The 12,405-nt window shown below is 39.3% G+C and carries 5 protein-coding genes; all 5 read left to right on the forward strand.

Translation table 11 applies throughout. The features are described 5' to 3' along the window. Nucleotides 1-372 precede the first annotated feature (372 nt). Entirely contained in the window at nt 373-1,191 is an 819-nt protein-coding gene (locus HMPREF9078_RS08280; protein ID WP_009420261.1) for an endonuclease I family protein, read from the forward strand. 5 nt (nt 1,192-1,196) lie between these two features. After that, complete coding sequence (locus HMPREF9078_RS08285; RefSeq protein ID WP_009420262.1) at nt 1,197-3,098, forward strand: ATP-dependent DNA helicase RecQ; 1,902 nt, start codon at nt 1,197-1,199, stop codon at nt 3,096-3,098. 41 nt (nt 3,099-3,139) lie between these two features. After that, a complete protein-coding gene (gene mfd / locus HMPREF9078_RS08290) occupies nt 3,140-6,469 on the forward strand; it encodes a transcription-repair coupling factor (RefSeq protein ID WP_009420263.1) in 3,330 nt (1,109 codons plus the stop codon). A gap of 66 nt (nt 6,470-6,535) precedes the next feature. After that, nucleotides 6,536-9,409: an excinuclease ABC subunit UvrA gene (uvrA, locus tag HMPREF9078_RS08295; protein WP_009420264.1), complete on the forward strand. Its 2,874-nt coding sequence runs from the start codon at nt 6,536-6,538 to the stop codon at nt 9,407-9,409. Nucleotides 9,410-9,514: 105 nt separating this feature from the next. Next, nucleotides 9,515-12,403 (forward strand): SusC/RagA family TonB-linked outer membrane protein, encoded by a 2,889-nt coding sequence (locus HMPREF9078_RS08300; RefSeq protein WP_009420265.1) that lies wholly within the window; start codon nt 9,515-9,517, stop codon nt 12,401-12,403. Nucleotides 12,404-12,405: the final 2 nt, after the last annotated feature.

Consider the following 12,405-nt stretch of genomic DNA (forward strand, 5'->3'; position numbering starts at 1 on the left):
TGTAGACCCACTGTAGACCCACTGTAGACCCACTATAGACCTACTATAGACCTACTATAGACCCACTATAGACCCACTGTAGACCCACTGTAGAGCTACTCTCCCTTCGCCTGTTGTTCGTTTATCCTATAAGTCTTCTTAATTTCACCATTAATCATTAACCATTAACCATTAATCAATATTTGCTTATTTAATAATTACTTCGTACCTTTGCACTATCATTTAATGAAAATAAGAAATAAAGAAGTATAATGCAACAGTCTGTTTTCAGTACTGATATTACACATCAAGATGAGAATGTACTATTGAAAAACGTTACTAATGCTAAAGTTAGCTTTTTCGTGTAAACAAATAACTAAAAATTAAATACATATGAAAAGAATTTATGTTTTATTATTCGTAATGCTCTTGTTAGCTTGCAAGAATGATGACCAAGCACAACCTCTCCCTGCTGTACCTCCTGCTCCTAACCCTCCTACCACCACTACTCCCACTACTGAGGAGCCCATTCCTCCTGTAAAGATTACAGTACCCGAGGAGTTAAAAACTTACTATAAAGGGTTTGATTTCACTAAAACGGGGACAGCTTTGTATGATGATTTGGCAGCTCTTACTATCGCTAAGCATAAAAATCAATTAGGTTATGGTGAGCGCCATAAATATCTTTATAAAGCCGATGCAAGCCTTAAAAATCCACAAAATGTTGTACTGGTTTATACAGGAGAAGAACGTTTCTGGAGAGAGTACAATAGTGGAAGTAACACTTATAAACCCCAAACATTCAATACAGAACACATCTATCCACAATCAAAGTATAAGGGAGATGCTAAAGGTGATTTACATCATCTAAAAGCTTGTGATAGTAAACTAAATGGTAGTAGAGGAAATATTCCTTTTACCGATGGTAAAGGGAAAGCTGGTCGTACAAAAGGCGCTTGGTATCCAGGAGACGAATGGAAAGGAGATGTTGCACGAATGATTATGTATATCAACTTACGATATCACGACAGAATAGACGATGTTATTGTATTAGGAGGACTTCAAGTTCTCCTAAAATGGAATGACGAAGACCCTGTTTCTGACCTTGAACGTCAGCGTAACAATGTGATTGAAAAGGCACAAGGCAACCGTAATCCGTTTATTGATTTTCCTCAATTGGTGCGTCCAGCATACAAAGGTTATAAGCAGTAGTATTTATGGAGAATGAACCTCTGTACATACTCAAAAAGTATTGGGGGTACGACGGTTTTCGCAACTCTCAAGAAGCTGTTATCAACTCGGTATTATCCGGAAAAGATACCTTAGCCTTATTACCTACGGGTGGAGGAAAATCTATTACTTTTCAAGTGCCTGCTATGATGAAAGAAGGTATCTGTATAGTTGTTTCTCCCTTAGTAGCCCTAATGACAGACCAAGTAGAGGCGCTTAAAAATAGAGAAATACGTGCACTATCGTTATCGGGAGGTCTCCCCTACCCTGAGTTGGAACGCTTGCTAAACAATGCTCTCTATGGGCAATACAAATTCTTATACCTGTCCCCTGAACGTCTGCAACAGGAATTGGTGCGCTCTTATCTCAAAGCAATGTCTATTAACTTAATAGTGATAGACGAAGCACATTGTGTATCACATTGGGGTAAAGATTTTCGTCCTGCTTATTTACAGTGTAAATGGCTGAAAGAAGAATTTCCTAACGTCCCATTATTGGCACTCACAGCTTCGGCAACGCATCAAGTACAGCAAGATATCTTACATCATTTAGGTATAGAAAATGCTACTGTTATCAGTACTTCTTTAGCACGCCCTAATATCGCCTACAAAGTGTATAAGGTTTCCGATAAATGGCACGAGTTACTACAACTGTTAAGAAAGACCGAAGGGAGTGCTATCGTATACTTGCGCAGCAGAAATGGTTGCATACAATTAGCTGAACTCTTGGAGAATCACGGTATCTCAGCAGCCTATTTTCACGGAGGTCTTCCTGCCGAAGAAAAGAATAAAAAGCTCAGTATGTGGTTGCTCAACGATGTGCGTGTAATGGCAGCTACTAATGCTTTCGGAATGGGGATAGACAAACCTGATGTGCGTTTCGTAATTCATTGGGATATACCTCAAACCTTAGAGGACTATTTTCAAGAGGCTGGACGTGCAGGTCGTGATGGTAACCCAGCCGAAGCTATCCTATTCTATGGTAAAATCGACGTTGAAAATGCTAATAAACTGCTAAAAGACTACTTGGTAGACATTCCTTTTCTCAAGCTACTTTATGCAAAACTTAATGCTTATTTTCAAATAGCAATAGGTGAAGGACAAGAAGGGGTTTTCAGTTTCTTCTTCCCCGATTTCTGGAAGCGTTATCAGCTATCGCCCATAAAGTCCTATAATGGTTTGCAGGTGTTAGACCGAATGTCTATTATTTCACTCAGCCAGCAATTTTACAAGAAGGTTACTTTGCATATTACAGCACCTGCCCCTCAACTTATTACTTATTTACAAACGCATCGTTATCTAAAAAATCTTGTTATCTATCTCATAAGGTCTTACCCTCTTATCTACAGTCAGCCTATAACTTTGGAGATGGAAAAAATCACTGAACTCACAGAACTCGACTATCGTGATATCATCAAGAATTTAGAACGTTTGCACAACGATGGAATGGCTATCTTAAAAAACGAAGCTTCTGATATTCAAATTGTCTTTAATGTGCCTCGTGATGATGATCGCACTATTAATAGTATTTCTAAGAACTTAAAAGAGTACAATCACACCAAGCTAACCTTGCAAGAAGCAGTATTCCGCTATCTTCAAAATGAGGATACTTGTCGCAACATTCAGCTTTTAGAATACTTCGGTGAAAAATCCGAAAAGCCTTGTGGAGTATGTTCAAATTGTATTGCCAAACTACCTCCTCCAAAAGTTGATAAAAAAGAGGTTAAAGAAGCAGTTTGGAGTTTATTGAAGTCCAAACCTATAACTCCCAATGAGCTCCTTATCGCATTGCCTTTCCCTGCAAAAGATATCAATAAGGTTTTGGAAGAACTTTTGTATATGCAAAAAATAGCTTATAACAACTGTAATGAATTAGTTGTTAATTCCTAATTTATGCGTACCTTTGCACTTTGTAATCATAATCCCTATTTGTGAAAGAGTTATTACAATTATTCGCAGAAAATAGTACTTATAAAAGTTTATTAACTGAAATTAAAGCACATCATAATACCGTTGCCAATGGTTTGGCAGGGGCTTCTCTGTCCTTACTCATAGCTAATGTTTATACTAATACCAAGCGTCCGCTATTGGTACTCTTGCCCAACAAAGAAGAAAGTGCCTATTTGTTAAACGACTTAGAGACCTTAGTAGGCGAACAAGTACTCTTCTTTCCTGATAGCTATCGCCGCCCGTATCAAATTGAAGATACCGATAATGCCAACGTGTTACTGCGTGCTGAAGTGCTCAATCGGTTGAGCAATAGTGGGCAACCACTGATAGTAGTCTCCTACCCCGAAGCGCTCTTCGAGAAAGTTATCACTCGTAAGCAATTAGAGCAAAATACCTTAAAGATTAGCAAAGGAGACCAACTAACCATTGAACTCTTGAACGAAGTGCTTTTCTCCTATAATTTCAATCGCACTGATTTTGTAACCGAACCTGGCGAGTTTTCAGTACGCGGAGGGATTGTTGATGTTTTTTCTTTCTCAAATAACGAACCTTACCGCATTGAATTCTTTGGCAATGAAGTAGAAAGTATTCGCACCTTCGATGTCGAAACACAGCTCTCAACAACACAGCTTTCTACGATTACCATTATCCCTAACGTCGAAAACAAAGAAGGTAATGAGGTACGTCAGTCATTTTTAGAGTATATCAGCGAACAGACCCTTTTAATATCTAAGGAAACATCTACTTTTGGAGCAAAAATCGACAAGCTCTTCACTAAAGCTACTGACATTTACGAAAAGCTTTCTAATGAAGTAAAACACAGTACACCCGATGTGCTATATTGTCAATCAGAAGATTTATTAAACCAAATGGGGAGATTTCAGCAAATAAATATAAATCTTCCCTCATCTTTCTCCAAAGGCGAAAAAGAGATTGTTTTCCGCACTACACCACAGCCCTCATTCAATAAGCAATTCGGACTTCTTATCAGTTATTTAAACGATAAACATACTGAGGGATACCAAAACTATATCCTCTGTGGCAGTGAGCAACAAGCCAAACGCTTCCACGACATCTTTGAGGAGATGGAACAAAAAGTGCATTACCAAACACTACTGTTTTCTCTACACGCAGGCTTTATAGATAATGAGCACAAGCTGAATGTCTTTACTGACCATCAAATATTTGAGCGTTACTACAAATTCCAGCTGAAGAACGGATATGCTAAAAAACAAGCCATTACACTTAAAGAACTGATGCAATTAGAGGTAGGCGACTATGTAACCCATATCGACCACGGTATTGGTAAGTTTGCTGGATTACAGAAGATAGAGGTTGAAGGCAAGCAACAAGAGGCAATCAAACTGATTTACGGCGACCGCGATGTCCTATTCGTAAGCATTCACGCCTTACATAAAATCACTAAATACAACGGTAAGGACGGCAAGCCACCCAAGATATACAAATTAGGTTCTGGAGTGTGGAAGGCACTCAAGCAGAAGACAAAAACAAGAGTGAAGGAAATAGCCTTCAACTTAATTCAGTTGTATGCTAAACGCAAGGAATCTAAAGGGTATGCATACTCTCACGACAGCTATATGCAGAACGAACTGGAAGCCTCTTTCCTATATGAAGATACACCCGACCAAAGCAAAGCTACTGCCGATGTAAAAGCTGATATGGAGAGCCCCAAACCTATGGATAGATTGGTGTGTGGTGATGTTGGGTTTGGAAAAACCGAAGTAGCTATTCGTGCTGCCTTCAAAGCGGTAGACAACGGCAAGCAGGTAGCGGTATTGGTACCTACTACGGTACTCGCTTTTCAGCATTTTCAAACCTTTAGCCAGCGTATGAAAGACTTCCCTGTACGCATTGATTATCTTAACCGTTTCCGCACAGCTAAGGAAAAGAAAACTATCTTAGAAGAACTGGCAAATGGTCAGTTAGATATCATCATCGGAACTCATCAAATAGTAGGCGAAAAGGTTGCTTATAAAGATTTAGGTCTACTGATAGTAGATGAAGAGCAAAAGTTTGGTGTAGGCGTGAAGGATAAGCTCAAAACCCTCAAAGAAAACCTCGATGTACTCACCCTCACTGCTACACCTATCCCCCGAACCTTACAGTTCAGCTTAATGGCAGCCCGCGACCTATCAGTAATCAATACACCTCCCCCTAACCGCTACCCTATCGATTCTCAGGTAGTACCTTTCAGCGAAGAGATAATACGCGATGGTATTCGTTATGAAATTCAGCGAGGCGGACAAGTGTTCTTTATGCACAACCGTGTAGAGAATATTCAGGAAGTAGCAGGTATGATTCAACGCCTATTACCTGATGCTCGTATAGCCATTGGTCACGGACAAATGGACGGAAAAAAATTAGAAGAAACAATGTTAGCCTTTATGGACGGTGCTTACGATGTATTAGTAGCTACTACTATCATTGAAAATGGTTTAGATGTACCCAATGCTAATACCATCTTTATCAATAATGCACATAATTTTGGCTTATCTGATTTACATCAAATGCGTGGACGTGTAGGTAGAAGTAATAAAAAAGCTTTTTGTTATTTCATCACCCCTCCGTTGGTAGCGATGAGTGATGATGCTCGAAAGCGTATTGAAGCTATAGCTCAGTTCTCCGATTTAGGAAGCGGGTTAAATATTGCTATGAAGGATTTAGAAATTCGTGGAGCTGGAGACCTCTTAGGCGGGGAACAAAGTGGATTTATTAATGAGTTAGGCTTCGAAACTTATCAGAAAATATTGCAAGAAGCTATAGTAGAGCTCAAAGAAAATGAGTTCTCAGAACTATATCACACCGCTGAAGAAGATAAAACTTACCTCACCGATACTCAAATAGACACCGATTTTGAACTCCTCTTTCCGGATACCTATGTCAATAGAGTGGCAGAACGACTCAATCTTTATAACGAACTGAGTAATTTACCCAATGAGGAAGCTTTGCAACAATACCAACGCAATCTTACCGACCGTTTTGGTAAACTTCCTCCCCAAGCTATCGACTTGCTCAACAGCGTGCGAGTGAAATGGTTGGCTACCCGTATGGGAATTGAAAAGCTCGTGATGAAAAATGGTAAGATGACAGGCTATTTTATCTCCGACCAAAACAGTCCATTTTACCAAAGTGAGCGTTTTCAAAAGGTGCTACTCTTTGTACAACGTTACCCTAACAAGTGTCGTATGCAAGAGAAAGAAACCCGTAACGGGTTGCGTTTGCTACTTATTTTTGAAGGAATCAATACTGTGTATCAAGCCTTAAAAGTAATGGAGTTATTAGATGCATAGAAAGATTAGTATCACCTAATTATTTAATCATAGGCTACTTATGGTAGCCTCTATAACAGTCACTAAATGAAAAAGAAAACGAATAATGTAGCTCCCACTGATGTACTTGAAGTTCAAGGCGCACGGGTGCATAACCTCAAAAATATAGACCTTTCCATACCTCGCGAAAAGCTTGTAGTCTTCACAGGGCTTTCAGGTAGTGGTAAATCCTCTTTGGCATTCGATACTATTTATGCCGAAGGACAACGCCGTTATATCGAGACTTTCTCGGCTTATGCTCGCCAGTTTCTCGGGGGATTAGAGCGCCCCGATGTAGATAAAATCGACGGACTCTCACCTGTAATCGCTATCGAACAGAAAACTACCTCTAAATCACCGCGCTCTACAGTGGGTACAATCACCGAAATCTACGACTTCTTGCGCCTGCTATTTGCCCGTGCTTCCGATGCTTATAGCTATGCAACAGGCGAAAAGATGGTAAGTTATACCGATAGCCAAATTCAGGAACTCATTACCAAAGAATACAAAGGCAAACGCATTAACCTATTAGCTCCTGTGGTACAATCGAGAAAAGGACATTATCGCGAGCTTTTTGAGCAGATTGCTAAACAAGGCTTTGTAAAGGTGCGTACCGATGGCGAAATTCGTGATATCGAAAAAGGTATGAAGCTCGACCGTTACAAAACACACGATATTGAAATCGTGATCGACCGTATGCAAATTGATGATACTGATGACACCCAGAAACGCCTACAAGAAAGTATCAAAATTGCAATGAACTACGGCGACGATGTGCTAATGGTTTTAGAACACGACCAAAAAAAAGCTCACTATTTCAGCAGACATTTGATGTGTCCTTCTTCGGGCATTTCATATCCTCTTCCTGAACCTAATACCTTCTCATTCAATTCTCCTAAAGGAATGTGCCCACACTGCAATGGGTTGGGTGAAGTGCAAGAAATCAACCTCTCCAAGATTATCCCTGATCCTTCTATCTCTATCAAGAACGGCGGGATTACAGCAGTAGGAGAGCAAAAGAACACTTGGATATTCAAACAATTAGAGCTCATTGTACAAAAGTTCGGTCATAAGCTCTCCGACCCTATTGAAACGCTTCCTAAAGAAGCGATGGATATTATTCTCTATGGTGGTAAAGATAAATACGCTATCAAATCGGATGTATTAGGCATTACGCGCAATTTTGAAATTGATTTCGAAGGTATCATCAACTTCATCAAAAGCCAGCACGAAAATGCCGATATGGCAGCTATCAAGCGCTGGGCTGAAGAGTTTATGGATACTATTCCTTGCGAGGAATGTCACGGCACTCGCTTGCGTAAAGAGGCACTTTACTTTAAAATAGCTGACAAAAATATAGCCGAACTATCTGCCTTAGATATTACAGATTTATTGGCGTGGTTCAAATCTCTACCTGAGCATCTCTCTTCCAAACAGCGCAAAATAGCAGAAGAAATTATCAAAGAAATCACCACCCGACTCCAATTTCTCATAAATGTAGGGCTTACTTATTTAGCTCTTAACAGAAGTTCTAAATCGTTGTCTGGAGGAGAAGCTCAGCGTATCAGACTGGCAACGCAGATAGGCTCTCAACTTACAGGGGTACTCTATATACTCGATGAACCTAGCATCGGTTTGCATCAGCGAGATAACAAAAGGCTTATCAACTCTCTAAAATCACTTAGAGATATTGGTAACTCAGTAATTGTGGTAGAACACGATGAAGAAATGATACAAGAAGCCGATTATGTAGTGGATATAGGACCTAAAGCGGGCGTAAATGGAGGGGATATTATCTTCCAAGGAACGCCTAAAGAATTGCTAAAAGCAAATTCCATTACCGCTGACTATATGAGTGGGAGAAAGAAGATTGAAATACCCACCCAAAGGCGCAAAGGCAACGGCAAAGAAATTATCTTAAAAGGTTGTACGGGCAACAACTTGAAGAACATAACCGTAAAATTCCCCTTAGGGGTAATGATCGGGGTAACTGGTGTATCGGGAAGTGGAAAATCAACGCTTATTAATGAGACACTGTATCCTATCTTGAATGCTCATTTCTTCAATGGCGTAAAAAAACCGATGCCTTATAAAAGCATTGAGGGCTTAGAACATATTGATAAGGTAATCGATATCGACCAGTCTCCTATTGGGCGTACACCTCGTTCAAATCCTGCTACCTACACAGGTGTTTTCAGTGAAATACGCAACCTTTTCACCCAAGTACCCGAAGCGCAAATACGTGGCTATAAACCAGGTAGATTTAGTTTCAACGTGAAAGGCGGTAGATGTGAAACCTGTGAAGGCTCAGGCTTAAAGGTGATTGAAATGAACTTCCTCCCCGATGTCTATGTGCCCTGCGAAACTTGTAAAGGAAAACGCTTCAACCGCGAGACCCTTGAAGTGCGATACAAAGGGAAATCTATTGCCGATGTACTGGATATGACCATAAGTGAGGCAGTAAAATTCTTTGAACCTATCCCTAAAATATACCGCAAACTAAAAACTATTGAAGAGGTAGGTTTAGGCTACATCACTTTAGGGCAACAATCTACTACCCTTTCAGGAGGAGAAGCCCAACGGGTGAAATTAGCTACAGAACTTTCTAAAATAGACACAGGTAATACTTTTTATATATTAGATGAACCTACTACAGGACTACATTTTGACGATGTGAAGGTACTCCTCGAAGTACTCGACCGTTTGGTAGATAAGGGCAATACTGTTTTAGTGATAGAGCACAACCTCGATGTTATCAGAAAAGTAGACTATATCATAGATATAGGGCACGATGGAGGAAAGGCAGGTGGCGAAGTAATAGCCTTTGGTACTCCTGAAGAAGTGGCTAAAAACAAGAAGAGTTTCACTGCTGAGTATCTGATTAGTTTTCTTACTCTCTTACTTTCTTTATTCTATCTCTGAAAATCGTATTTAGTAATAGAACTTATATTTAAAAAAAATGTGTAAAAATTTTGTATAAGTGAATAAAAGTTGTACCTTTGCGGAGTATATTTATATGTAAACGCTATGAAACAGAAAATACAACTTTTATTAATCTCGCTGTTCCTATTTGTAGGAGCTGTTCACGCCCAGATGAAAAGCATTACTGGAGAAGTTCTTGATGAGAACAATCAACCTATACCATCGGTTTCAGTAATTATTAAAAACACACGTTCAACAAAAGCTACTAAAGGTGTTTCAACTGATATTGATGGTAAGTTTGAACTCAAAGCCAAAGTAGGTGATGTACTTGAGTTTAGTTTTTTAGGCTATGAAACCCAAAAAAGAAAAGTAGAGGGTAAAAATAAGAACATCAATTTTAAGGTAGTCTTAAAGCCTCAAATAATAGAGCATATTGATCATATCCTAATAGGTAAACCAAAATATTCTACTGCTCTAGGAATTTATCAAGAAGGGGAAGTTTTACCCTATCAACAACAAAAAGTTTCAGACAAAAACCTCACTCAAGTAAAACAAGCGAATTTTGTAAATAGCCTTGACGGAAGAATAGCAGGTTTGCATATCCAGCGCAGTGCTACGGGTATTGGTGGAGCTACAAAAGCTACTATGCGTGGAGTTCGCTCGCTCTTTGGTGATAATAATGTATTGTACGTGATAGATGGAATGCCTATCGCTAACCAAGCCGAAAGGGGGCTCGGGGGGAATGGTAGAGATACCAGCGAAGGTATTTCCGACCTTAATCCTGAGGATATTGAAGAAGTAGTTGTATTACAAGGAGCGCAAGCAACAGCACTCTATGGAGCTTCGGCTGCCAATGGTGTGGTACTCATTCGCACTAAAAAAGCTGAAAGTAACCAATTTAAAATTAACCTTTCTTCTTCAATAGAGTTTGTAAATAAACTCACAAATCCTGAGTTTCAAGAAACATATGGCAATGAGTTAGGGCAATACACTTCACTGTCCACTCGTGCTTTGTCTAAGGGTACTTCTTTTAATATAAATGATTTTTATAAAACTGGACACGTGTACCAGAATGCAGTAAGCATTTCAGGAGGTATAGATTTTAAAGGAGGTAAAAATAAAACTTACGCTTCATTAGCTTCTTTACAATCAGGTGGTATAGTGCACAACAGCGTATATAACCGTTATAATGCTTATTTGCACAATACTACTTCTCTGTTAAATGATGCTTTACAAATAGACCTTTCGGGGAATTATATCCGTCAGTATGAACGCAACCAGGTAGCCTCTGGTATCGCTTTCAATCCTATAGTGGGCTTGTACTTATACCCAAGAGGGGAACAATTTGGTCAAGAACGTTTTTTTGAACGTTATGATGCTACCACAGGTTATGCTAAGCAATATTGGATTGCAGGTTCAGGTACGCCCGATACACCAGCTAACTTAGGTGAAAATGTTCAAAATCCTTATTGGATAGCGTACAGAAATTTACGTCCTACTACTAAAGACCGCTATATGTTTTCAGGTAAAGTAAGCTATAAAATTATAGGAGATTTAGACGTAGTAGCACGCTTCCGTATAGATAATACAGCCTCTACAATGGACGATAAGCGGTATGCTTCTACGCTTCCTGCTTATGCAGGTATTAATGGTTATTATGCTCATTGGAAAGAGACTTTCAAACAACAATATGCCGATGTACTCTTACATTACAATAAAAATCTATCGAATGACTTCAGTTTAGATGCTCATTTAGGAGCTTCGTATGAAGGGTACAATACTCAAGTAGAAGGTTACAAAGGTAATCTGCATAACGTAAATAATTTTACTCAAAGCAATATCACAGCTCCTACAGCTATAACCCACCCATTATGGGGAAAACGGAGTAACACGGCCTTCTTTGCAATGGCTGAAGTAGGTTGGCAATCTAAGATTTATCTCACTCTCACAGGTCGTGCTGATAAACCATCCGATTATTCTTCTACAAATAAAAATATGGTCTTCAGTCCATCAGTAGGTGTTTCAGCTTTGTTACATCAATTTATAGGTATAGATAAAGATATATTAAGTTATGCAAAATTGCGTGGAGGCTATAGTCAAGTAGCAGCTCCTATGAGTTATACGGGCTTAGGGGTAGCTGAAACGTCTCGCGCTTGGTTAGGTGATACGTATAGTTTGCCTAACTACCCTACTGATTTACAGTTAGAACGTACTACTTCTTATGAAGTAGGCTTAGATACCCAATGGTTTAACAATCTTTCTTTTAACGCTACTTTCTATCATACTCGTACTAATAATCAATTAGTACCTGTTGTATGGCAACAAGCAGGTGAAGTGCAAAATCAAGGAGCAGAAGTTGCTTTAAGGTATACTTATCCTAATACTTCTAAAGGGGTAAATTGGGAAACTCAGCTTGTTGCTTCTACTAATAAGAACAAGATTGTGAGTTTACCTCACGAGATAGCCAACGGTATGTATACCTTACGTGAAAGTGGTGAAATAGGCGATATATACGATGTTAATGCCGACAAAATAGGCTCTACTAATCCCGATTGGCTATTAGGCTGGCAAGGAAAGATTAGCTATAAGAATTTCGATTTGAATTTCTTGTTTAAAGCGCGTTTGGGAGGAATAGTTTTTTCAGAAACAGAACGTTATTTCGATCGCTATGGGGTGTCTAAAGCCTCTGCCGATAACCGAGCTAACTATGCTACTTTCATAGCTAATAGAACGGCTTCTGATTATCAATATTCGGCTACCAATATTCGTCTACAAGAAGCTGCCCTTACCTATCATTTTAGAGAAGGATTCATTGTAAAAGGCTTAAAAGACCTCAGTGTATCATTAGTAGGCAACAACCTGCTAATGCTCTATAACAAAGCACCTTTTGACCCCGAAATAGTGCTTTCTGTAGGTACTTATGGCAGTGGATACGACAAATTTATGTTGCCTTCTGTAAGAAGCTATGGACTTAATGTGAAAATGCAATTCTAAAA

Source organism: Capnocytophaga sp. oral taxon 380 str. F0488, from assembly GCF_000318255.2.
Taxonomy (GTDB): Bacteria; Bacteroidota; Bacteroidia; order Flavobacteriales; family Flavobacteriaceae; genus Capnocytophaga; species Capnocytophaga ochracea.